This is a genomic window from Candidatus Regiella endosymbiont of Tuberolachnus salignus, assembly GCF_964020115.1.
Classification (GTDB): Bacteria; Pseudomonadota; Gammaproteobacteria; order Enterobacterales; family Enterobacteriaceae; genus Regiella; species Regiella insecticola.
The window spans coordinates 3,250,094-3,273,512 of the sequence record NZ_OZ026542.1 but is presented as its reverse complement, the minus strand read 5'-3'; the positions used below and the strand labels follow the sequence as shown (position 1 = coordinate 3,273,512).

The 23,419-nt window shown below is 41.9% G+C and carries 18 protein-coding genes, 3 tRNA genes and 1 pseudogene; 3 read left to right on the top strand and 19 right to left on the bottom strand.

The window, feature by feature from the left end; all coding sequences use genetic code 11:
• Positions 1-3 precede the first annotated feature (3 nt).
• Positions 4-978 carry a tyrosine-type recombinase/integrase gene (locus tag AACL30_RS16155; RefSeq protein WP_339057351.1) on the top strand — a complete coding sequence of 325 codons (975 nt, stop codon included), beginning with the start codon at positions 4-6 and terminating at the stop codon, positions 976-978.
• A 104-nt stretch (positions 979-1,082) separates the two neighbouring features.
• On the opposite strand, the gene AACL30_RS16150 is transcribed toward AACL30_RS16155, so the two are convergent.
• The 19 genes and pseudogenes from AACL30_RS16150 to AACL30_RS16060 all read right to left on the bottom strand — a co-directional run bounded on the left by AACL30_RS16150 (position 1,083) and on the right by AACL30_RS16060 (position 21,278).
• Positions 1,083-1,169: transfer RNA gene (locus AACL30_RS16150), tRNA-Leu, on the bottom strand.
• A 147-nt stretch (positions 1,170-1,316) separates the two neighbouring features.
• Positions 1,317-1,390: transfer RNA gene (locus tag AACL30_RS16145), tRNA-Cys, on the bottom strand.
• Positions 1,391-1,435: 45 nt separating this feature from the next.
• Positions 1,436-1,511 (bottom strand) — tRNA-Gly (locus tag AACL30_RS16140).
• A 200-nt stretch (positions 1,512-1,711) separates the two neighbouring features.
• Positions 1,712-2,260, bottom strand: coding sequence for a CDP-diacylglycerol--glycerol-3-phosphate 3-phosphatidyltransferase (gene pgsA / locus AACL30_RS16135; RefSeq protein WP_339057350.1), 549 nt, complete (start codon positions 2,258-2,260; stop codon positions 1,712-1,714).
• A gap of 53 nt (positions 2,261-2,313) precedes the next feature.
• Entirely contained in the window at positions 2,314-4,149 is a 1,836-nt protein-coding gene (gene uvrC, locus AACL30_RS16130) for an excinuclease ABC subunit UvrC (protein ID WP_339057349.1), read from the bottom strand.
• Positions 4,142-4,829, bottom strand: a pseudogene (uvrY, locus tag AACL30_RS16125) (UvrY/SirA/GacA family response regulator transcription factor). The gene uvrC and the pseudogene uvrY overlap by 8 nt, the downstream one beginning before the upstream one ends.
• Positions 4,826-5,815 carry an NAD(P)H-dependent glycerol-3-phosphate dehydrogenase gene (gpsA, locus tag AACL30_RS16120; protein ID WP_339057348.1) on the bottom strand — a complete coding sequence of 330 codons (990 nt, stop codon included), beginning with the start codon at positions 5,813-5,815 and terminating at the stop codon, positions 4,826-4,828. Before gpsA ends, uvrY begins: the two are co-directional and overlap by 4 nt.
• A gap of 233 nt (positions 5,816-6,048) precedes the next feature.
• Positions 6,049-6,525, bottom strand: coding sequence for a protein-export chaperone SecB (gene secB / locus AACL30_RS16115; RefSeq protein WP_339057347.1), 477 nt, complete (start codon positions 6,523-6,525; stop codon positions 6,049-6,051).
• Between the two features lie 219 nt (positions 6,526-6,744).
• Positions 6,745-7,179: a rhodanese-like domain-containing protein gene (locus AACL30_RS16110; RefSeq protein ID WP_339057346.1), complete on the bottom strand. Its 435-nt coding sequence runs from the start codon at positions 7,177-7,179 to the stop codon at positions 6,745-6,747.
• A gap of 180 nt (positions 7,180-7,359) precedes the next feature.
• Positions 7,360-7,722 carry a 6-carboxytetrahydropterin synthase QueD gene (gene queD / locus AACL30_RS16105; protein ID WP_339057345.1) on the bottom strand — a complete coding sequence of 121 codons (363 nt, stop codon included), beginning with the start codon at positions 7,720-7,722 and terminating at the stop codon, positions 7,360-7,362.
• A 16-nt stretch (positions 7,723-7,738) separates the two neighbouring features.
• Positions 7,739-7,867 carry a hypothetical protein gene (locus AACL30_RS16100; protein WP_339057344.1) on the bottom strand — a complete coding sequence of 43 codons (129 nt, stop codon included), beginning with the start codon at positions 7,865-7,867 and terminating at the stop codon, positions 7,739-7,741.
• A gap of 49 nt (positions 7,868-7,916) precedes the next feature.
• The gene (folK, locus tag AACL30_RS16095) at positions 7,917-8,447 is read right to left on the bottom strand and encodes a 2-amino-4-hydroxy-6-hydroxymethyldihydropteridine diphosphokinase (RefSeq protein ID WP_339058505.1); all 531 of its coding nucleotides are present in this window, start codon (positions 8,445-8,447) and stop codon (positions 7,917-7,919) included.
• 82 nt (positions 8,448-8,529) lie between these two features.
• A complete protein-coding gene (gene pcnB, locus AACL30_RS16090; protein ID WP_422389610.1) occupies positions 8,530-9,975 on the bottom strand; it encodes a polynucleotide adenylyltransferase PcnB in 1,446 nt (481 codons plus the stop codon).
• A gap of 389 nt (positions 9,976-10,364) precedes the next feature.
• Positions 10,365-10,820 (bottom strand): RNA polymerase-binding protein DksA, encoded by a 456-nt coding sequence (gene dksA / locus AACL30_RS16085; protein ID WP_339057342.1) that lies wholly within the window; start codon positions 10,818-10,820, stop codon positions 10,365-10,367.
• 743 nt (positions 10,821-11,563) lie between these two features.
• Positions 11,564-13,453 (bottom strand): exodeoxyribonuclease V subunit alpha, encoded by a 1,890-nt coding sequence (gene recD, locus AACL30_RS16080; RefSeq protein ID WP_339058504.1) that lies wholly within the window; start codon positions 13,451-13,453, stop codon positions 11,564-11,566.
• The gene (gene recB, locus AACL30_RS16075) at positions 13,453-17,043 is read right to left on the bottom strand and encodes an exodeoxyribonuclease V subunit beta (RefSeq protein ID WP_339057341.1); all 3,591 of its coding nucleotides are present in this window, start codon (positions 17,041-17,043) and stop codon (positions 13,453-13,455) included. The genes recD and recB overlap by 1 nt, the downstream gene beginning before the upstream one ends.
• A gap of 16 nt (positions 17,044-17,059) precedes the next feature.
• Positions 17,060-19,981: a pitrilysin gene (ptrA, locus tag AACL30_RS16070; RefSeq protein ID WP_339057340.1), complete on the bottom strand. Its 2,922-nt coding sequence runs from the start codon at positions 19,979-19,981 to the stop codon at positions 17,060-17,062.
• Positions 19,982-20,093: 112 nt separating this feature from the next.
• Positions 20,094-20,420 carry a transcriptional regulator BolA gene (bolA, locus tag AACL30_RS16065; RefSeq protein WP_339057339.1) on the bottom strand — a complete coding sequence of 109 codons (327 nt, stop codon included), beginning with the start codon at positions 20,418-20,420 and terminating at the stop codon, positions 20,094-20,096.
• Between the two features lie 102 nt (positions 20,421-20,522).
• Positions 20,523-21,278, bottom strand: coding sequence for a YciC family protein (locus tag AACL30_RS16060; RefSeq protein WP_339057338.1), 756 nt, complete (start codon positions 21,276-21,278; stop codon positions 20,523-20,525).
• Positions 21,279-21,595: 317 nt separating this feature from the next.
• On the opposite strand from AACL30_RS16060, the gene pilW reads away from it, so the two are divergent.
• Together pilW and rodZ are read left to right on the top strand one after the other, a co-directional pair.
• Positions 21,596-22,339, top strand: coding sequence for a type IV pilus biogenesis/stability protein PilW (gene pilW, locus AACL30_RS16055; protein WP_339057337.1), 744 nt, complete (start codon positions 21,596-21,598; stop codon positions 22,337-22,339).
• Positions 22,329-23,333, top strand: coding sequence for a cytoskeleton protein RodZ (gene rodZ / locus AACL30_RS16050; protein WP_339058503.1), 1,005 nt, complete (start codon positions 22,329-22,331; stop codon positions 23,331-23,333). The genes pilW and rodZ overlap by 11 nt, the downstream gene beginning before the upstream one ends.
• The last annotated feature ends 86 nt before the right edge of the window (positions 23,334-23,419 follow it).

Below are 23,419 nucleotides of genomic sequence, written 5' to 3'. Positions count from 1 at the left end.
CAGATGCCTCCTCGGACTTACAGGGGGCGTTCAGCCTATGAGTTTAAGCCCAAGTTAGGCGGCACCCTGAGACTGTGTGATTTGACAGCAACACCTTCACAAGTATGGACAGCTTATGAAGTGTTATTAAATCATAAGCAAGACGAAAATATTTTCTCTGGTTTGGTTGAACAATTTTTTAACTCAGGTGATTTTGCTGAATTGGCGGGGGAAACACAGAAAGATTACCGAAAATATGCCCAAAACGCGCTTGCTGTTTTCGGTAAGATGCCCGCTGATAAAATAAAACCCGAGCATATTAGAAAATACATGGATCGCCGAGGTGTAAAAAGTCGGATACAAGCGAACCGAGAAAAGGCATTTATCTCCCGTGTATTCCGTTGGGGTTATGAAAGAGGCAGAGTAAAAATGAATCCTTGCCAAGGCGTCAAACAGTTCAAAGAAATAGCGAGAACCCGGTACATCACACACAAAGAATATGAAGCATTATATCAGGTTTCACCTTTAGTGGTTCAAATTGCTATGGAGTTGGCTTATTTATGTTGTGCAAGGCAATCAGACATTCTTGCGTTAAGAAAAGAGCACCTACTTGAAGAAGGCATATTGCTGCAACAAAGTAAAACAGGGGTCGCACAAATAAAAGGTTGGACTGACCGACTTAGCGCTGCGATTGAACAAGCAAAGGAGTTGCCACTGAACACGGGAATGAGCAGCATTTTTGTTGTTCATCAGGTTTCAGGCGCACGGTATACAAGGGATGGATTTAACAGCCGGTGGCTAAAAGCAAAACAAGAGGCAAAAACGAAATACCCTGAATTGGCGTTTGATTTCACTTTTCACGATTTAAAAGCGAAGGGGATTTCCGATCTCGAAGGGTCATTGCATGAGAAACAGACTATTTCAGGTCATAAAAACGCGGCACAAACAGCGCGTTACGACAGGAAAATTAATGTGGTTCCGGTGGTGGGTGGTCAATAATATTCTGAAACGATATTCTGAAAACCCTGCTGCTGACTAAAAAACTCACTTTTGATGCCTAAAAATTTTACATCTAACTTATTGATTTTAAAGCTAAAATTTGATGGTGCCCGGGGCGGGACTTGAACCCGCACAGCCTTGAGGCCGAGGGATTTTAAATCCCTTGTGTCTACCGATTTCACCACCCGGGCTGAGAATTTTTTCAAAGTCTTTTGTGTAGGCTAATACGTTGACAAGAGAGGCGTAAGGAGAATTATTTACCTCATTTAGACAGCGCTTTTTACCTGTTTTTTCTCGTCTTAGTGTTGTTAAGAAACAAAAAATATCTTGAGAAAAATTGGAGGCGCGTTCCGGAGTCGAACCGGACTAGGCGGATTTGCAATCCGCTACATAACCGCTCTGTTAACGCGCCCGACATTCCGTGCTCTTGATTAGAGTTAACGATTTTTTAATAATTTGGAGCGGGAAACGAGACTCGAACTCGCGACCCCGACCTTGGCAAGGTCGTGCTCTACCAACTGAGCTATTCCCGCAATATTAGGCTGATTAAGTTAAAGGCATCAGTCTTTGCCGTTCTTTAGCAATCTATTTCGCCCTTTATCGTGCCGTGCATTTTACTTACCTGGTGCATCTAGTCAATAAAATTATCCAACTTAAGTGTTTGTTTGCTGCTTTTTAAGACATTTATACCCTTCTCCCTTGAAGCTGCCGCGTTGTTGGCTGTGGGTATAGCTCAAAGCTCGGCTAAATTTTTCCGTACTATATTTAAATATTGGAACATCGACCAGAAAGTTAGCACCACAGCAATATAAAGTAAGACAATACTTATCATTTCAATCATTGGTATTGGACGCCACAATAAACCAATGAGTGACAACATTTGTGCCGCCGTTTTTATTTTACCCATCCAGGAAACACCGACACAACTACGTTCTCCAATTTCCGCCATCCATTCACGTAATGAAGATACGATAATTTCACGTGCAATCATTGTCGCTGCCGGTAATGTGATCCACCAAACGTGGTAGTATTCAGTAACCAGTATTAATGCAATGGTCACCATGATTTTATCCGCAACAGGATCAAGAAAGGCACCGAAACGTGTCGTTTGTCCCCACCGCCTTGCCAGAAAACCATCAAACCAGTCTGTCATTGCAGCAAAGATAAAAATAATAGCTGACACCATAGGTGCCCATTCTAAAGGTAGGTAGAATGCTAAAACGAAAAACGGGATAAGTATGATACGCAGTAAAGTAAGCCAAGTTGGTATATTTAATTGCATGATGCAGGCCAATCACCTAATTTGGTGTGAAATATGATAAGTATGGTGCAACATTAACTCCTGTGTTTCAATGTATTGAAAATTCTTTTTGCTAATGTTTGCGAGATACTGGGTATTTTTGCAATTTCTTCGATGCTGGCATTCAATAATGGTTGCAGTCCCCCCATGTGTTTTAATAACATCTGCCGGCGTTTAGTACCGATGCCTTCAATCATTTCTAACACACTGGCCATTTTTACTGTTGATCGGCGCTTCCTGTGTCCTGTTATCGCATGGTTATGTGCGTCATTACGGATATGCTGAATGAGATGTAAGGCAGGCGAATCTGACGGCAATGAATCCCCTTTTCCTCGTGTAGATAAAAACAAAGTCTCTAATCCTTCCTTACGATCACTTCCTTTTGCAATACTTATCAGTAACGGTTTTTGTTTATTCCAGGAGACATTTAATGAAGAAAAAACGTTTACGGCTTGAGCTAATTGCCCTTTCCCTCCATCAATGAAAATAACATCAGGGATATTATTTTCATCAACGGCCTTGTCATAGCGTCGCATTAATACCTGTGATATAGCTGCATAGTCATCACCTGGTTTAATACCATTGATATGGTAACGTCTATATTCAGAACGTAGTGGGCCATTGCTGTCAAATACCACACAAGCTGCTACTGTCTGTTCGCCCATAAGATGACTAACATCAAAACACTCTAGCCGATTGATCGATGCAAGCTTTAGTACTTTAGCTAATTCTTTCATCCTTTGTTGTATGGTTGAACGTTGTGATAAACGTGTCTTTAGTGCTACAGCAGCATTAGTCGCTGCCAATTTTAAATAGCGAGCACGCGCCCCACGAGGACGGGTTTGTATTTGAATTTTACGTCCGTTAAGTTCACTCAACGAAGCTGAAAGTAACTCTTTTTCCGCCAAATGAAAATCCAGTAAAACGCCCTCCGGTAAGGTGCGTGATTGGTTACCTTGTAGATAAAATTGACCGATGAATGTCTGTACTATTTCGTTTAGTTCAGTCCCGCTGGGGATGTGAGGAAAATAGCTACGACTGCCTAATATTTTACCCTGGCGGATAAATAAAACGTGGATACAGGCTAAGCCCGTATTAAATGAGACGCCGATTACATCAAGATTTTCATCATTTCCGGAAACAAATTGTTTTTCTGTTACCCTGCGAATGGCTTGAATTTGATCGCGAAGCTTGGCCGCTTCTTCAAAATGCAATAAGTGGCTGGCTTTTTCCATCCGAGAAATTAAATTTTTTAAAACTTGCTGATCTTTTCCAGATAAAAATAAGCGGACATAATTTATCTGCTGTTGATATTCTTCTTCGCTAACTAAACCCGTTACACAGGGGCCTAAACAACGTCCAATTTGGTATTGCAAACAGGGACGAGAACGGTTGCGATAAACGCTATTTTCACATTGCCGTATTGGAAAAAGTTTTTGTAGCAGTGCTAAGGTTTCTCGCACAGCATAAGAATCAGGAAATGGCCCGAAATACTCCCCTTTTTCGTGCATGCTACCACGGTGTATCGCTAGACGCGGGTGAATATCGGCACTAAGAAAAATAAATGGATAGGATTTATCATCACGCAAGAGAACGTTATAGCGTGGTTGATGTAGTTTAATATAATTATGTTCGAGTAATAATGCTTCAGTCTCAGTATGTGTGATAGTGACATCAATCTGAACGATATTTTTAACCAAACTTTTTGTCTTAAGATTATTTTGTATACCAAAGTAGTGAGTTAAACGTTTCTTGAGATTTTTCGCTTTACCCACATAAATAACAGCACCCTCGGCATCATACATGCGATAAACACCTGATTGCGAGGTCACCGTTTTTAAAAACTCTTTCGCATCAAAACAATCAATCACTGTTTAATAGTTTCTCCTTATTAAAAAATCCATGACGAATAGCCAAGTGTGTTAATTCAACATCGCCGTTAATTTTCAGTTTGTCGAACATCCGGTAACGATAACTATTGACTGTTTTTGGGCTAAGGTGCAACTGTTCAGCGATCTCATTGACTTTTTTTCCTTTTGTGATCATGAGCATAATTTGTAATTCACGATCTGAAAGGCAATCAAATGGAGCCTCCGCTTGCGGTTGCAATTGGCTTAATGCCATTTGCTGTGCGATATCTGATGCGATATAGCGTTTGCTGTGCGATATCTGATGCGATATAGCGTTGACCCGCATGGACAGATCTAATGGCATTGACCACCTCTTGCAGAGCAGCACCTTTGCTAAGATAGCCGTGTGCGCCGGCTTGCATCACTTTTTTTGGCAGGGGATCCTCTGTATGTATGGTTAGCATAATAACCTTGGTGTCTGGTGAAAAGCGCACAATCTTTCGGGTTGCTTCCAATCCACCGATACCAGGCATATTCATATCCATTAAAACGATATCAACAGGATGATTTCTGCACCATTTTACCGCATCTTCACCACATTGAGTTTCTCCCTTAACTTTGATGCCTTTGATATCTTCAAGAATACGACGTATACCTGTACGTACTAATTCGTGGTCATCAACAAGCAGAACATTGATCAAAAAAGTTCTCCAAAAGTAGAGGCGGCAGTATCTGCCTTTTTATCGCAATATAATATTTGATATATTTTTTCAATAATTGGTGCATTCACGCTATGACGTTGTGCTAAATCCCATACCTCTTTGGTATTGTAATAACCTTCAACGACTTGGCCAATTTTTTCCTGTGCTTGTTGTACATTCAGCCCCTGACCCAGCAGGGTGCCAAATCTACGATTACGGGATTGATCATCAGTGCAAGTAAGCACTAAATCACCTAACCCTGCGATACCAATGAATGTGGCTGCTTCAGCGCCCAAAGCCTGACCTAAGCAACTCATTTCATTAAGACCCGCGCTAATCAGTGCAGCACGTGCATTAGCCCCCGCCTTAACACCATCAGAAATACCTGCCGCAATGGCTATCACGTTTTTCATCGCTCCAGCGAGCTGTACTCCGATAATATCAGTACTTAAGTATACTCGAAGCGTTTCACTACGAAATAATTGTTGGAGATCTTGACGAAAATTGATATCAGTAGATGCCAACATGATCGCCGTAGGTAGTCCTATCGCCAATTCTTTGGCAAAAGTAGGGCCGGAAATAACAGCTAAAGGTACCGTTTTTCCCACAATTTTTTGTGCAACTTGGTGCAATAATCGCCCTTTTTCCGCTTCTAATCCTTTAGTCGCCCACACAATCCGAGCGTCAGATCGCAAATGGGATTTTAATTTCTGCAATACAGAGCCAAAAACTTGACTCGGCACTACCAACAATACATTACGGCTGGCCGCTAGCGCTTGAGCTAGATCAGTTTGTAGTAGCAATTTTTCGGGTAATGCGATATTGGGTAAATTAGCCTGATTACAGCGGGTGTTTTGCAATGCTGCAATATGTTTTGGATCGCGTCCCCATAATACAACTTTATTATTACGCGCTAACATTATGGCTAGCGCGGTACCGTAAGATCCGGCACCAATGATTGTCATAACACTATCAGTTATGTTCATCAGGTATCCTGATATTGTGTGATGTTTGGCTGTCTATACCCTTCGCCTTTGTGTTGGCTGCGGGTGTTCGCCGAATCACGTAGTTTATCTACGCTCATCGGTCGGTCGCCCTGGCAGCCGAAGGCAACTTCAAAGACGAAGGGTATATAGCCAAATCATTTTAATTTGATTTAAGTGTTGTCGTCGCTTGCCGTACTATTTGTACTGTCTGCGCTCCTCCGCCTTGAATCACATTAAACTGATTCGGCTATATCTTGATCTTGCTTTTTTTGTAAATAATTCATAAACAGGGCATCAAAGTTAACGGGCGCTAAATTTAACGGTGGGAAAGTGCCTCTGGAAATCAAATTTGAGATACATTCTCGCGCATAAGGAAAAAGTAAATTCGGGCAATATGCACCTAAACAGTGCTCTAATTTAGCATCGTCCATACCTTCAATGGAGAAAATCCCCGCTTGCTTAACCTCACAGATAAATGCCGTTTTTTCATCAAAGATTGCTTTCACTTCGATGCGGAGTACCACTTCAAATAAATTATCCGCTAACTTTTCACCCTTTAATTTTTTAGACTCGGTTGCTAGGTCAACTTTAATCTCTGGTTGCGTGTCTTTTTGAAAAAAATCCACGGCATTAGGCGCTTCGAAAGAAATGTCTTGAGTGTAAATACGTTGGATTTGGAACATCATATCGGTTTTGTCTTGTGTTGACATTGGTATGCATACCCTTAGATTTAAAAATTAGATATACCTTTCGCTTTTCAAGTTACGGCGGCGTTGGCAGCGATCACTCATCCTCAGTCATGTACCGATTCGATTGATTGCCGCCTTGCCGTAACTCGAAATTCATTGGGTATACGCGTTCATTGGTCTCACACCCTGGCCGCCTAGCGGCAACTTCAAAGGCGAAGGGTATAGAACCCTGTAAAATTTTTATTTACCTCGTACTAGGGGCAAATTTTCTCCACTCCAACCTGATATCCCCTCTTTTAAAACTAACACAGACTCAAATCCTGCCTTGTTGAGATTTTTAGCCAGGCTAATTGCTGTTGTGCCAGTGGCACAAACCACGATAATAGGCCGCATTTTATGTTTTTTTAATTGCTGTAAATTATTATTTTTTATCTCTTTGGTGGCAAGATTAATCGCCCCAAGAATGTGGCCTCGGCGATAATCTTCAGGTGCTCGGATATCAACCACTGTTGCATTTTCTTTATTAATTAAATGTATTGCTTCCGCTCGAGTAATTTCTTTAATGTTAGAAAAAAAACTTTTAAAGATACTAACAATAAAAATGATAAATAAAGTTATCCAAGCGATGCTCAGAATGGGATGTTGGCTAATAAATTGGGTTATTTCTTGCAACATAATGCTCGCAATTCCTCCATGGGTTAAAAGAAAATAGACGGCTATTCAAAGTCAAAGCATTTGAAGATGGTATATGTCGTGTTGTTGGCTGCGTGGGTTCGCCCTCATGGTATGTCTATGCTCATCAGCCTCACCCCTGGCAACCGAAGGCAACTTCAAAGGCAAAGGGTATAGAATATACTATTCACCCCTATAAACGCAGCCAGCAGAACAGGTTTCTTTTATTGTCACCGCACTCAATTCAGGCAGCTTTGGCTTCAGCTGTTGCCAAATCCAAGCGACGAGTACTTCACTGGTGGGATTTTCTAACCCCTCTATATCATTTAAATAATGATGATCTAAGCGTTGTAAAATGGGCTCAAATTGAGTTTTCAATGCAGCAAAATCCATGACCCAACCGAATGTAGGATCGACCTCACCTGTCACTTCCAGCCTGAGCGAAAAAGAATGGCCATGCAAACGACCACACTTATGCCCTTCAGGTACATTGGGCAGCCGATGAGCCGCTTCAAATTGAAAATCTTTAAACAAAGTGGTAGTCACAATTGTAGCCTTCTTTTTATAAGCCAATATACCCTTCGCCTTTCAAGTTACGACGGCGTTGGCTGCGGGTACTCGCCGAATCACATAGTCTGTCTACGCTCATCGGTCGGTCGCCCTGGCCGCCTTGCCGTAACTCGAAACTCATTGGGTATACAAGAAATTTCGAACCGCTTTTTAGGCGAATTTAATACGGATCACCAAAGTACTAAACCATTTTTAGGTAATTTTTCTAGCTTTTCGGCTATCGATTCACCGTTTGGTAAAATTAATCCAGGAGCGATATCCGCTAAAGGGTAAAGCATAAACTCTCGCTCTAGCAAACCATAATGAGGAACAGTAAGCCGCTCAGTATTAATAGTCTGATCAGCATATAACATAATATCTAAATCTAGCTCTCGGGGAGCCCATCGCTGATTGTTACGTACTCGCCCCTGGGCGCGTTCAATAGCTTGGCTATGATCCAGTAATTTTTCGGCGGGGAGTAATGTATCTAACGCAACTACGGCGTTAAGATAATCTGGCTGTTCTTGTGCTCCTAAAGGCTTACTGCGATAAAATGGAGAACATTTTATCAGTGTAGTATCAGGTAAAAGTGCCAATGCCTCTAAGGCAGAATTTATTTGTAGTAGAGGGGAGGCCAGATTACTACCCAACGCGATATATACCCTTCGTCTTTGAAGCTGCCGCGTTGTTGGCTGCGGGTGTTCACCCTCATCAGGTAGTATGTCCACGCTCATCGGTCGGGCGCCCTGGCCGTCTAGCGGCAACTTGAAGGATCCCAGGTATAAACAGGGATCATGTCGATTCTTATTCACTGTGATGTACGGATTTTTGCTTTGTGGGGCGACGTGGGCGGCGTGATGTTGCTAAAGTTGCTAGCATTGATTTTTTTTGTTCTAACGTCGCTGCTTGAAATTGAATCCACCAGTGACTTAACTTCTGTAATATTTGATTATTCTCAGCTTCAGCACGTAGCATCAGCAGATCATAGGCGGCGCGAAATTTTGGATGTTGCATCAACTTATACGCTCGCCCCCCTTCACGGCGTGGCAAGCGTAGCTGCAACGACCAAATCTCTCTGATGACGATAGTGATGCGTTTCGGAATAGCTAATGAGCGATTCTCTAGTTCCAACACATCGTTCATCGCCAAAGAGAAAGCCTCATGATATGCCAAACCACTTTCCTGTTTTAGCTTCTGCGCATGTTCAATCAATGGATACCACAACATCGTCGCAAATAAAAATGCCGGATTGACTTGTTTATCATTGTGTAAACGATCATCGGTGTTTTTTAGCACCTGAACTAAAATACGCTCCATTGGTGAATCTTGGCGTTCAGTAAAGTGATTAAATATTAATGGAAATAACGGTTGGAAAAGCTGGTACTCACACAGTTTTAGATAGCTTTTATAGCCATAACCCCCTTGCAACAATTTAAGTGACTCTTCAAACAATCGCGCTGGTGGAATATGACTCAATAATGAAGCCATACGCTTAATAGGCTCTGCTGTCTCAGGGCTAATGGTCATATCCAATTTGGCTGCAAAACGCACGGCACGTAACATTCGTACCGGGTCTTCCCGATAACGCACTTCAGGATCGCCGATTAAGCGAATCACACTTTGTTTTAGATCATGGAGTCCACCACAATAATCCCTCAGTACAAAATCTGAACTGCCATAATAGAGACTATTGATAGTGAAATCACGACGTTGGGCATCTTCTTCAATAGATCCAAAGATATTATCTCGCAACAACATCCCGCTTTGCGCTTGCTGAGAAGCATTCTTATCATTATTTTTACTCAATTCTTGCTCATGATGACCACGAAAAGTAGCGACTTCAATAATATCGCGTCCAAACATAATATGCGCTAAACGGAAACGGCGACCAATCAGACGACAATTACGAAATAGTTTACGTACCTGTTCTGGTGTAGCGTTAGTCGCAATATCAAAATCTTGTGGTTTTTTACCAAGCAGTAAATCGCGGACACCACCACCGACTAAATAAGCTTCATAGCCTGATTTATTTAGCCGATACAGCACTTTCAAGGCATTATCGCTGATATCTTTACGAGAAATGTTATGTTTATCTCGCGGAGTGGTGGTCATAAGGTGCTTTTTTTCTGGCAACGACTGCGTATTGCTTTTATTGAGGGGGTTATGCGTACTAGCAATATTATCTTTACGAAATATTTTATTTTTATATATCAGCACATTGCGGTAGATTTTAGCTACTCGGGTAAAAATGGTACACCTCGACAGTAATGAATAAAAAAACATAATTACAGAAAAGTAATGGTTAATAGTAACCTACTGTGCTTCTTTTGAGAACGTTGTGGGGTTTTTAAAATAAACAATCATGGGTTCGCGTAAAGAGCAAAATACCAGCAGCCTAGGTAATAAAAAAATGATAGTTTTTATTACGTTAAGGGATACCAAAAACAAGTTTTGGCACCCCTCGTTGTCGGCATTAACAACGGATGTATTTTACCATGTTTTTACCCTTTATACCCTTCGCCTTTGAAGCCGCCGCGTTGTTGGCTGCGGGTGCTCGCCGAATCACATAGTAGGTCTACGCTCATCGCCCGCCCGCCCTGGCAGCCGAAGGCAACTTCAAAGACGAAGGGTATAATACTTTAACCTGTCATCTGTTTTTCCCTTATTTCAGCTAGGGTTTTACAGTCAATGCACATAGTTGCGGTAGGCCTTGCTTCTAAACGGCGAATACCAATTTCTACACCGCACTCTTCACAATAGCCAAAATCGTCACCTTCAATGTTGTTCAGGGTTTTTTCTATTTTCTTGATAAGTTTACATTCACGATCGCGGCTTCGTAATTCAAGGCTAAATTCTTCTTCTTGAGCTGCTCGGTCAATGGGATCAGGGAAGTTAGCTCCGTCATTTTTCATGTGGCTGATCGTCTTGTCTGCCTCATCTCTGAGCTGATGACTCCATGCTGTTAAAATTTTTTTGAAATGCGCTAGCTGATCAACATTCATGTACTCTTCGCCGGGCTTTTCTTTATAAGGCTCCACCCCAGCGATAGCGAGAATGCTCAGGGACGAATTCGGATGTTTTTGCCCTTTTTGCATGATGCTTCTCCTACATTTACACGTACAATGAATTGGTAATACGTATATTGAACCCCCCTAAGCGGGGAAAATTCAGGCCGCTTTGACATCCTCCCCGACCCTAAATGGCGAGGATTCCTACAGTTCAGACCGAAGCCTGACTCGCCTCAGTGGGTTCCTGCTTCATATACCCTTCGCCTTTGATGTTGGCTGCGGGTGCTGCTCGCCCTCATGGTATGTCTACGCTCATCGGTCGGTCGCCTTGGCAGCCGAAGGCAACTTCAAAGACGAAGGGTATAGAGTGACCTAACTGCGCCTACTCTCCACAGGCTTAAAATCCCGCATGCCCTGCGGTACCAATTGCCGTCATAGCTAGGCCGAAGCCTTCGCTATTAGCCACAAAATTTTAACACAGGTTAGTTGGAAAACCATGCCTTATATCCCCAGCATAAACGCCAAGGTTTTACAGCATACTGGATAAATTGGCAATTACTCTTGCTGGTTTCTTGACAAACATTACCAATAATTTTTATTTGTTTAGAGCCTGTTCAAAATTTTCTCTGAGCGACACGCAATTTGAGAAAAAAAGGGGAAAAAAAGTGCCCAACGCACAGCAACCGCTGTGTATGCGAACACAAGAAATTTCGAACGAGCCACTACAGCAACCTGCTAGGCTTTAATATAGCACCCAGGCATGCTCTTTTCCTGCAACAATAAATCTATACGGTTATTTTTATCATGATCTTTAATTTTATATAGCCGAATCAGTCTGATTTGATTCGGCTATATAAGCGATCAATCAAGCCACTACGTCTTAACGTTGATGTATTAATAGCGTGATTTAAAACCTGATGAGACGCATAAAGCGTTAGTTTCCTTCGTGCGCGGGTAATGCCAGTGTAGAGTAATTCACGTGTTATTAACGGTGAAAAATGGGGGGGGAGTACTAAAGCAGTATGCTCAAATTCTGAGCCTTGAGATTTGTGTACGGTCATTACGTATGCCGTGTCGTGGTAGGGTAAACGGTTAGGTTGTACTGATTTAATATCACCATTTGGCAATTGAAAATAAACACGCAGATGGCCATGAGCACCAGGTAACGCAATGCCAACATCACCGTTGAATAATCCAAGTGCGCTATCGTTACGTCCAATCATAATAGGACGTCCGCTATACCAGTCGTTAGATAGCCTCTTTGAACGTCGAATCAAGCCTTTGTTCCGTAACATGTGTTCAATTTGCTGGTTTAAACCACTGACACCAAAGGGTCCAGCGCGTAGCGCGCAGAGCAATTGATAACGGTTAAAAGCGGCTAATATCTCAGCTGCATCATTACCTTGCATAACCTGTTCAAGATAGGTCTGATACCCTATCACACTGGCTTGCAGTAAGGCTTTATAATTTTCAGCTTCAGTTAATACCACATATTCAACGTCAGTGTGGTTTCTTTGCAAAACAGATAAAGCCCGTTGATATTTGCCTGTGTTCACGGCTTCAGCAAGTTGTCCTATGCCTGATTTTTTATCAAAGCGGTAACTTTTTTTCAATAAACAGAGGCTATCACCAACACGGGTTTGTGTTGTCAACGTCTCATTTTTCTTTTCCCGATGATAATTACAGAGCTGATCTAATCGGTAACCGGTCACGCGGGCTAATTGCTCAGCACGGGGCGCACTGTAACCTAAGACAGCCAAACGACAGATATCACCAAAGACTGCACCGGCTTCTACTGATGCTAATTGATCTCTATCACCGAGAAAAATCACGCGGGCTTTAGCGGGCAATGCAGCAATTAATTTTGCCATCATGGGCAAATCAACCATTGAAGCTTCATCGACCACCAAAACATCAAGATTTAACGGATTAGCGGGATGATAGCGCACCCCTTGGCCATTAAGCTGTATCCCAAGTAAACCATGCAGAGTTGAAGCTTGATCAGGCAATAGCTTACGTTCTATTTCATTAAGCGCTAATTGTTGCCAGGTTTTCCCCAAAGACTCGCTTAAACGTGCGGCGGCTTTACCGGTAGGTGCCGCCAACTGAATACGCAGCTGAGCCCCTGCGGTTAAGCGTACTAAGGCAATGAGCAATTTTGCTACCGTGGTGGTTTTACCGGTGCCTGGTCCACCTGAAATGACCGATATTTTTCCTGTTACTGCCACTGCTGCTGCTATTTTTTGCCAATCGACCTCATCAGTATCAGTACCAAAGAGTTGATCTAAAATATTTCGCAGCTGATTTTCATTGATCGCCTCATTAACTCTGCTACCGGCAATAAAACGGACGACATCGCCTTCACTTTGCCACATCCTTTGCAGATAAAGCCGATCATACTGTAAAACTAAGGGAGTGGGTTGTGAGCCATCACTAACAGAGGGCGAGCATTGCAAACTGTCACGCCAACATTGTACATCCGGCGCTTTGGCGGCATGCCACAGTGCTCGAGTAAGCTCAGGTTGACGGCCAGCAAATAAACATTGAGGTTGCAAACTTGTTATGGGTAAACAGATATGTCCAGCGCCTACTTCAGCGCTAAGGTAGGCGGCGGCCAGCTGTAACGCAGGACAATGATCCGGCGCGATCATGCGGGCAAACTGCACGTCAATAGGACGTAATAATCGCTCACGGATAGCCTGATCTAATAATTCCATCATCATGTGGCAGTGATCTCTCTGCTAAATAGATCATCTAATGCGTGAATTAATTGTTGTTGAGGGCGGTAGGAAAAAACACCATTACCTGGGTAGTTAGCATCAATCCCACGTAAAAATAAATAGATCACCCCGCCGAAATGTCGCTGATAATCATAATCAGTTAAGCGATGACCTAGATAACGATGCAATGCTAAGGTATAGAGCTGATATTGCAAATCATAGCGATGTTCAGCCATGCTCATGGTCATTGCTGTAGGGTGGTAAGCACGACTGTCTTCACCTAACCAATTCGATTTATAATCCAATAGATAAAATTTCCCTTGCCAGCAAAACACCAAATCAATAAAACCTTTTAGCATTCCTTGCACTTGTTGAAAATTCAATGCCTGACAACGCGCTGATATGGGATCATATTGTTTGATCAAATTATCTAATTCATTTGCTTGCAATAGACTATTGATCGGTAGATGAAATTGTAATTCTGCCTGTTTATTCGCTGGCGTCAAACTCGCCAAGCTTACCCCTGTTTCGTTCAATGGGGTATGTAAAATATCGGTTAACCATTGGTGTAATACCGGTGACCAAATAGTGTCAAAACCCTTTTGTAGGAGTTGATCGGTTAGCCATTCCAGGTCGATGGGTTGACTAAAATCAAGCAGCTCGAGTAGCCCATGCAAAAATGTTCCCGCTATTGCACCACGAGGGAAATGGTGTGGTGTCAAATTATTTACCAGCGATACCGTTTTACTCACGGTATCATTGTTTAATGGCGTTAACCACGTTGGTTTGTCTACTGATTTAACGACATCTTGCGGTTGTGATATTGGCTCTACGGATGATTGGAAAGCCTGTTGTAACCCTGAATAACTGGTCACGCGCCAATGATCTTGTATTTGTCGCGTAAATATTTTTGCTGCAAGTGGAATTTTTGTCGATTTTTGCGGTTGCCAAATTTGTTTATCCAGTGTCGCCACCACAGATACGGCAATATCCTCGCTTTTGCTGTCTGTTGTCATCAATATTGCTAATTGTTCTGCCAAATAATCAGCATCACCTGACTCCCCTCTTTGCAACAAATAACCGATAGCGGTTTGATGTAAATCACTGTTACCTTGTTTACGGCTGCCTTTGGTTAAAGGTGCGATCCCTATACTACAGTGGTAAACCGAACGGGTTAAGGCCACATAAAGTAAACGTAAATCTTCCGCTAGGCGTTCCTGCTGAGCCAATTTTTTACTTTCATCATTAGGATTAAGATCCAGCATAGCGGTAAAATTTTGACGATCATGATAAAACGCTTCATGTTGTTGACGAAAATTAACGATAAACGGCAACCAGACCAAAGGATATTCTAATCCTTTTGATTTATGGATAGTGACCACTTTAACCAAAGGCGCATCACTTTCCAGCCGCAGTTGTTGATGTTCAGCGTGTCGTTCAGGCTGTGAGATTTGTTGCGCTATCCAACGGACTAATGCATGTTCACTGTCAAGCTGTGTTGCTGCTGTTTGTAACAGTTCTCCCAAATGGAGTAAATCAGTCAAGCGCCTTTCACCCCCTGGGCTGGCTAACAAATTCTCGGCCAGTTCGCGCCGGGTTATGATCTCTCGTAACATGGGTAAAATGCCATGTTTCCGCCAATGTTGGCGGTAACCATCAAATTCATCGACCAGTGCATCCCAAGCTTGTTCATTATGGTTTAATTGATCTAATTTTTTTATATCAAGTCCCAGTAAACTGGTCGCCATTGCACAACGTAAAGTGCGTTCTTGCTCTGGAGCCAACACGGCTTGTAACAACCAAAATAAATCTTTGGCTTCTGGAGTATCAAAGACACTGTCCTGACTCGATAAATAAATAGAGGGAATAGCCAGCATATTTAACGCTTTTCTGACTACCATGGCCTCAGTACGATTACGGACTAAGATAGTGATATCTGATGCTTGAACGGGGCGAGACCCTTTTTGGGTGATTAAGTTGGCGCGTCCAAGTTGTCCTGCCGTAAGCCAATCGCGTATTTGTGTCGCGCATTGCTGAGCCATGAGTTGTTGGTATTCACCGAGATTGACTTTTTCTCCAGGTTGTAACCAAAAATGGAGTGCAGGTTGTATTTTTTTATCGATTTCGAAGGCTAATTCGGCATTTTTTTTCGCCGCAATAACATTAACAAAGGGAATTTGCTCAAATAAAAAAGGCACATTAACTTGATTAAACAATCGATTGACAGATCGCACCATCTGATGAGAAGAACGCCAGTTAGTCGATAAAGTGTAATGGGCATTAATTTCAGCGCGGGCACGAATATAAGTAAAAATATCGGCGCCGCGGAAGGCATAAATGGCTTGTTTGGGATCACCAATCAACAACAGTCCACAATGCTCTTGATTAGCGTAAATACGATTAAAAATACGGTATTGTTGCGGATCAGTATCCTGAAATTCATCGATCATCGCGAGGGGATAATTGCTACGGATCGCGGCGGCTAACGACTCTCCTGCCGATTGTTGTAAGGCCGTGTCCAAACGACTTAATAAATCATCAAAACCCAGTACTGCCCGTTGACGTTTTTCTTGTTGAACCGCTTCGCGGATCTCCCTGATGGCCTTTGTGATAATGAGATCACGTAACGTTAGGGGGTCGGAAAATAGTTGGTCGATGGCCAAAAATAGCGCATCTTCTGGGGGATTGTCTTGTTTAGTTTTATCATACAAAACGGACTGACGGAATTTAGCCAGCGCTTGGGGTAAAAAATAATCACGGGTTTCCTGCTCTGCCCATTGGGTGACTATGGTTAACCAATGAGGGAGATTTTTACTGCTATAGCTGCGTTTGTCGACAGCAGAATCGCTGATTAATGCAGCCAATTTATCGGCTTTTTGGCACCAATGTGTTTTCAGTTCATCAATTTTGGTCACTATTTGTTGGTGACGCTGACTAATACTTTGATCCTTTGGCGCTTGGCGAAATTGTGGCACTTCACCTTGTAAATACGGAGAGAGATCATTGAGTAGTTGTTCAGGCCCTTGCCATTCTTGGCTTACCGCTCGCGCTTCATGCAAGGAAAGTGGATAACAATACCGGCGCCAAAAATCGGCACAAGCTTGCCGACGTAGCGGTAATTCATCATGGATTAAGGTTTGTTCAAATAAAATGCCAGATTCGAAAGCATTAGCCGCTAATATTCTTTGGCAAAAGCCATGAATAGTATAAATAGCCGCTTCATCCATTTGCCGTTCCGCCGCTAACAATTGCGCTGCCGCGTCAGCCAGATCCGTTATCTCATTTAATAATGCCTGATCCATCGCATCATCGCTGGCTCCACGTACACAGGCTATCCGCAAGCGATGAATATTGCTGCGGATCCTCCCTTTTAATTCCTCTGTTGCCGCTTCAGTAAAGGTGACGACTAAAATTTCTTCCACTGTTAAGCGGCGTGGATAAGCCGTGTCGCCACCCAGTCCCAACAGTAAACGTAAATACAGCACACCTATGGTAAATGTTTTACCTGTTCCGGCAGACGCTTCGATGAGGCGTTCTCCCCACAATGGTAAGCTTAGTGGCTCAAGTGATTGTGGGGAGTTCGCTTTCATATATTTGTTGGTATTCTTAATGGCTGGTTTGAGGGGATCCCGCTGGCGGTGTAACTCTGGGCATAGTAGCTTGCAGAGCTGAAATAGTAGGATAGGTGATCCATTCCGTCATCGTTGCATAATCACCATTTTTCAATAACGCTGGTTCCTGGCTTTTAACCTGAGAAAGTAAGGCTAATCCTTGAGGTTTTATCACCGCCTGCTGAAAATAATTGACTAATGATTTTTGATTAAGCTTTTTCACTTGTTCAATCATATTGTGACGATGATCAAAGGTAAAACGATGGCGATTAAAATCACTTTCATAACGATTTGCTTCTTCCGCTAACGTTTGAGGCCGTTGTTGTAGTGTATTAATTAACCCCTGTTGATATTGTGAAAAATCCGCCGGTGTCATTTCTTCTAAACGTTTTAGTATTTGAGGATAAAATGCCAGATACCGCTGATAAAGGTAATCGGGTTGTTTGCTGCTACTCTGTAGTATGAAACCCACTCCCCACTGTTTCCCAATCACTATTGGCGCTGAAAAAACGGCATAACCAAGTTGCTCTTGTGTTCTTAACTGCTCAAAGAACCAGGGGTGAATGATTTGAGTCAGCAAATGACTGTAAGCTTTACTTTCGATTTCACTGTAACCGATTGGGACGTAAACTGCAGCTAAAGCGGTATCGGTGCTGCCACTGATACGTTCAAGGTTGGCTAATTGTGTTTTATCAATAACAATATCTTTTTCTATCGACCAAGTGGTTCCATTAAACGCGAGTTGTTTTTTAAGTGATTGCGCTAATACATTGACTTGTTGAGGCAATATATTACCTATAGCTAATATTTCAACCGCCGCCCGTTGTAGTAAATCATTCCGATAATTGACAATATCTTGCACGTTAATATGATCAAGCGTTTTTTGCCGCTCAGCCCGTTCGGTATAAGGAACCTGAGATAACATCTTAACGGGATAAATTGCGAGTTCAAACGCCCGTCTTTTTTCATTAATCTCTAATTGTTCACGATAATAGGATTTGGCTTGCTCTAGCTGCTCTTTCGTCGGTGTAAAAGCAGAGTATTGTTTTAATAATGTGAGCAATAAATTAGGCAGTCGCTGCGTGAAACCATGGGCATTAATATACAACCCCTGGTTCGATCCAATCGAAAATTGTATCCCACCAACATCTGCTTGAGTACGAAGCTGATTAAGAGAGCGATTTGCCAAATAATGGGTTAGGGCAAAGAGTACTTGATGGCGTGCCGAATTTTGGGCGGCTTCAAAACGAAAAGCGATAGAGATGTCAGCTTTGGGTTCATTGGCAAAGTATTGACTCGGCATGTGGAACACCCGCAATCCGGGTTCATCAAGGATCTTGTGTGGATGTACAATGCCTGATTTTTTATTTTCAATTAAAGAAAAATCATTGGCAATATAGGGGTTTAATGTGGGTAATGAGAAAGTAAGATCGTTAGCCAATTGTTTCCAGTTAGTGAGCTGCTGAGTACTCATTTTATCAACCTGATAAGGGGCATTGAGAAAATACGCCACTTTATTATGAGGCTCTTCAGGGCTGATAAACCAAATGCGGGCTTTTTCAGGCGTCATTTCCGCGAGTCTTGCTGTGATGGCTTCAGGATCGAATCGATCGGCCAAATAGGGTGCGTCTAACACGTGAGTGACGGGTACACGCAACATCATATCGACCAATTCATGTATATAATTCATGTCTCGTGTAACGGAGAGGTAACGAAAATCTAAATTCAGCATACGCGCCATTTCATCAAAATAACTCTTTTTAATGCCATTTTTATGTAATAGATTTAAATAGTTGAAGATGGCTGCAATAATTTTATCCCGCTGTGCTAATCCTTTATCAGTTAAGGAAACCTCAATAGTAAATACCCCGCCGTTACGTGCACTCATTGGATCCACTTCTGCCTTAATCGCATCGGCTAATCCTTGTTTTTGTAACCAGTCAGAAAGCGTATTGTCGCTGGTATTACTGATCAAATAACTAATATAATCATCTGTTTTACTGCGGAAAGCCGCACTATTATTATCAATACGGAAATCTATTTTTAGCTGTTTACGGGGTTGCGCTGGGACAGTATGGATAATAATCCCCGTTTGTTCAGAAGTTGCAACGGGCACTGTAATTAAGGGAACTTCCACATTGCGATTGCTTATTTTTCCGAAGGTGTTAGCTGCCAATTCTGCTAATTTTGCCAATGATTGATTGCTATAAAGTACCGCAACCATAATATTTGCTGAATAATAGCGTTGATGAAATTTGATTAATTCATCCTGCAATTTACTGTCTGGTTTATCTTGTAGGGTATCTAAGTTGCCGATCGGAAAACGCGCAAAAGGGTGCGCTGGATTAAGTGTTTCACCGTCTATTAACCACATGCGAATACCATCGCTGGAACGTGCCATTGACGCCTCTGCATGAACCGCATGACGTTCTCGATCAGCGTTAATAGGCTTGAATAACGGTGCGGCAATTGCATCAGCAAGACGTTCAACGGCAGGTGTTAATGCTTTGTTTTCAACTTCAAGATAATAGCCCGTACGGTAAGACGCAGTACTTGCGTTATAGCTGCCACCATGTTTTTTCAGAAAGTTAGCAAAGTCATCCGATTCAGGAAAACGTTGCGAACCCTGTAAAACCATATGCTCTGCATAATGTGCTAAACCCAATTGTGTATTAGGATCCTCCAAAAAACCAACCGGCAGTGCCAATGCCGCTAAGGACTTTGGTGCCATCACATCAGAAATTAACAATACGGTTATACCATTAATTAATTTTACAGCCTGATATTGACGAGGATCATCTGCACTTTTATGAATGGTTTCTGTCAACGGTTGCCAACCCTTACTCGCCCAACTTGCTGGAATCAGCAAAAATAAAAAAATACAGGTTTGTAAGATCCGCTGAAATTGTTTCGACATCTATTCTCTCCATTCACTACAGATAAAACTAACAATCAGGCATTCTAATACAAACAGTATCTTTATGAAATCATACAAAATTGATTAATTAATAAGAAATGTATCTTTATATTTAATTCAAATCGAAGGGTCCTGCGTCACGGCAAGGTGGTGAAACGAGGACGGTATCTTGCAAATTTTCCCACTCTTTCTCAGTATAAGTATGTAAGGCAAGTGCGTGAACGCCCCCTATAAACTCCTCTTTCAATAAACTATAGACTTCCCGATGGCGTTGTAAATGGCGCTGGTTAGAAAACTGATCACTGACAATCACAACTTTGAAATGACTTTCAGAGCCTGCGGGAACATTATGATTGTAGCTTTCATTAATAACCTCTAGATGAGTGGGGTTAAATTCTTTTCTAAGTTTTTCTTCAATTTTTTCACGAATTAAAAACATCGTTCACTTCCGTAAACTGCAAAGGGGACAGAAAGCCATGTCTATAGTGTAATCTGATAACTGATAATCTGCTCCAATCCTATTTTGTTTCTAATCCAAAAATTAACGATTATGTAGCAGCATATGCAGGCGAAATAGGTAAACCAGCAACAACGTCGATACCACATTATTTAATGTGCTTAATATTATATCTGCTACCACCGGAAAATATAAAATTATCTTGCTAATTATAAGTAATATTAATAATTTTACACTAAACCACAATATCATCGCCGGTACTATTAAGCGAATATTGGCGAAAGCTAATGTTGCACTGGCTTTAATTGCTGCAAAAATGCCGATTTTTTCATTGGTGATAATGATAGGAGCTAAAGATACCGCTAAAGCAATAACAACACCGGGTACAATAAAAAGTGCCAGTCCGCATTGAACCAATAGTGTACAAATAAAGGTCAACAAACCCAATCGGGGTAATGTTGGCAAAGCCACACCAATGACTTGCCATAAGCTGAGGTAGTTGCCTTGAGAGACTAAAGTGATCAGGGCTAATGTGCCACCGATAAGTAACACATTCCCTAACAATGCCGAAAAAGTAGCAACAGCTGATATTTTAAGCAAAATTATCTGTTGTTCAGGTGTCATCAGCTGCACCATTTCTTTAATCCCCATTCCCGAAGAAGAGGTCAAATCACGGCTCGCTATCTCTAAACTGTTTAACGGTTCAGCATCAAGAAGAAAAATCTGATTCAATATGACGGTAATCAATGCACTCAATAATGCCAGCAACAAAATGCTAGGTAACTGATTTTTTAAAAAATTAAAACTGTCACGGTGTAAAATGTTAGCCGTGATAGGCATACAAGCTCCTTAGAATCGAAAATAAAACAGAACATTTAGAGAGGCTATTATACTCTGTTTATCAATTTTTTCTGTGCATGAAATTAGGCGCCTTCGAAATCTCTTGTGCTCACTGATACTTTAGACGGCTTGTATACCCTTCGCCTTTCAAGTTACGGCGGTGTTGACTGCTCGCCTCATCATGTACTCGCATGTTAACGAAAATTGCTGCTATTGCAATCAACATAAAAATAATTTAAATCGGGTTAGGGATTTACATTTAAATAACTAACTGTTATTTAAATTGTCATATAAGCTTTCAAGGACGATAAAAAAGCATGAAGCTAATATTGTTGGTAATGTATTTGACAGCGAGCATCTTAACCGGCTGCTCAGTAGCGCCCGAGATAACAAGCCAAGTAACGGCAGGGCAAGCGCGTTTGCAGCTCAGTTTAGAATATTTGGCGAGGGGTGATCTCAATGCCGCTCGGCAAAACATTATTAAAGTGTTGCGTGCTCATCCACAGAATTACCGCGCTCATTTAGCCATGGCGCTTTACGAGCAACGCATTGGTGAAAACAACGCTGCACAACTACGTTATCAGCAGGCAATGAAACTGGCTCCAAACAATGGTATTATACTAAATAATTACGGTGCGTTTTTATGTAGTTTAGGGCAATATATATCCGCACAGCAACAATTCAATACCGCGGCATTGTTACCTGATTATGGTCAAGTCATCAATAGTATTGAAAATGCAGGCTACTGTTTTTTACAAGCTGATCAAAATGATAAAGCTCGTGTTATGTTAAGCCGTGCATTGAAATATGACCCTGATAAAAGTGCAGTATTATTGGCGGAAGCTGAAAGGCAATTTAGACATAAAAATTATGTGAAAGCACAATTATTACTTGATGTATACCTAGATATTTTACCAAAAAATGCTAAAAGTCTATGGTTACAAATTCGTTTCGCCGCGTTGGCTGGTAGTCAGGATAGCGTACAACACTATGGACAACAGCTGGCGCAAAATTTCCCACAATCTGAACAATACCGGCATTTTCTCGCCCATGAATACTGAAACTGGCCAAGATAAAATTGTTACAGAGACGACAGGTACACGCCTGCGTCAAGCACGTGAAGCCTTAGGGCTTACAGAGCAGGCAGTCGCAAAACGTCTGTGTCTAAAAATGTGCACCATACGTGATATTGAAGAAGACAAAATGCAAGAGAGTCTGGCTTCAACATTTCAACGGGGCTACATTCGTTCTTATGCCAAACTGGTTCATATTCCAGAAGACGAGTTGTTGCCGAGACCCAAACAAGACACAGCAATAGAGATCATGAGATCCCCGTCGATGCAAAATTTCTCTCTTGGGAAAAAACGTCAAAAACGTGATGGTTGGTTAATGGGATTTACATGGCTAATTATATTGGTTGTACTTGGTTTGACTGGTGCCTGGTGGTGGCAAAATTATCAAATTCATCAGGAAGAAATCGCGAAAATGGCCAATCAATCTCCCATGTCTTTGCTGCAAGGAGAGGAGTCTGCGCTACCGCAGCACGAGAGTGGTAATCTTACTGATAAACAAAAAAATGCAAAACGTTGGTCTGCTGATAATGCAAACGAAGAAGTGTTCACCTCTCCTCAGTCAACTTTGAGTTCAGCCGTTATTTTAACGAATACGGATAATTCAACCGCTAGCAGCCAGGATATGATACCGAGTACTCCAAAAATTTTGGATCCAGAATCGACAGATAATGCACTAATACAAGCATCCGTATCCAATACCGATACGGATACTGCACTCGATAATGCGTTACCACTGACGAATAACTTAACAATGAATTTTTCTGCTAATTGTTGGTTACAGATTATTGATGGCAGTGGTAAAAAATTGTTTAGTGGTATGCAAAAAAAAAATGCAACGCTCAACGTGGCAGGCAAATCACCTTATAAACTGATTATTGGTGTACCTAGTGCGGTTACAGTGGTGTATCAAGATAAACCCGTAGATTTAACTCGATTTATCAAAACGGATAGAGTAGCCCGCTTCACTCTAGGTGAAGAATAGCCATTTTTCATGATCAAATGGGATATTATATACCCAGTGAATTTCGAGTAGTTACGGCAAGGCGGTAATCAATCGAATCCCAGGAG

Coding starts and splice junctions, on each gene's coding strand:
- AACL30_RS16155 (WP_339057351.1), top strand. CDS start 4: ATGCCTCCTCGGACTTACAGGGGGCGTTCAGCCTATGAGTTTAAGCCC.
- pgsA (WP_339057350.1), bottom strand. CDS start 2,260: ATGCAATTAAATATACCAACTTGGCTTACTTTACTGCGTATCATACTT.
- gpsA (WP_339057348.1), bottom strand. CDS start 5,815: ATGAACATAACTGATAGTGTTATGACAATCATTGGTGCCGGATCTTAC.
- secB (WP_339057347.1), bottom strand. CDS start 6,525: ATGTCAACACAAGACAAAACCGATATGATGTTCCAAATCCAACGTATT.
- AACL30_RS16110 (WP_339057346.1), bottom strand. CDS start 7,179: ATGTTGCAAGAAATAACCCAATTTATTAGCCAACATCCCATTCTGAGC.
- AACL30_RS16100 (WP_339057344.1), bottom strand. CDS start 7,867: ATGAGTTTCGAGTTACGGCAAGGCGGCCAGGGCGACCGACCGATGAGC.
- dksA (WP_339057342.1), bottom strand. CDS start 10,820: ATGCAAAAAGGGCAAAAACATCCGAATTCGTCCCTGAGCATTCTCGCT.
- recD (WP_339058504.1), bottom strand. CDS start 13,453: ATGATGGAATTATTAGATCAGGCTATCCGTGAGCGATTATTACGTCCT.
- recB (WP_339057341.1), bottom strand. CDS start 17,043: ATGAAAGCGAACTCCCCACAATCACTTGAGCCACTAAGCTTACCATTG.
- ptrA (WP_339057340.1), bottom strand. CDS start 19,981: ATGTCGAAACAATTTCAGCGGATCTTACAAACCTGTATTTTTTTATTT.
- bolA (WP_339057339.1), bottom strand. CDS start 20,420: ATGTTTTTAATTCGTGAAAAAATTGAAGAAAAACTTAGAAAAGAATTT.
- AACL30_RS16060 (WP_339057338.1), bottom strand. CDS start 21,278: ATGCCTATCACGGCTAACATTTTACACCGTGACAGTTTTAATTTTTTA.
- pilW (WP_339057337.1), top strand. CDS start 21,596: ATGAAGCTAATATTGTTGGTAATGTATTTGACAGCGAGCATCTTAACC.
- rodZ (WP_339058503.1), top strand. CDS start 22,329: ATGAATACTGAAACTGGCCAAGATAAAATTGTTACAGAGACGACAGGT.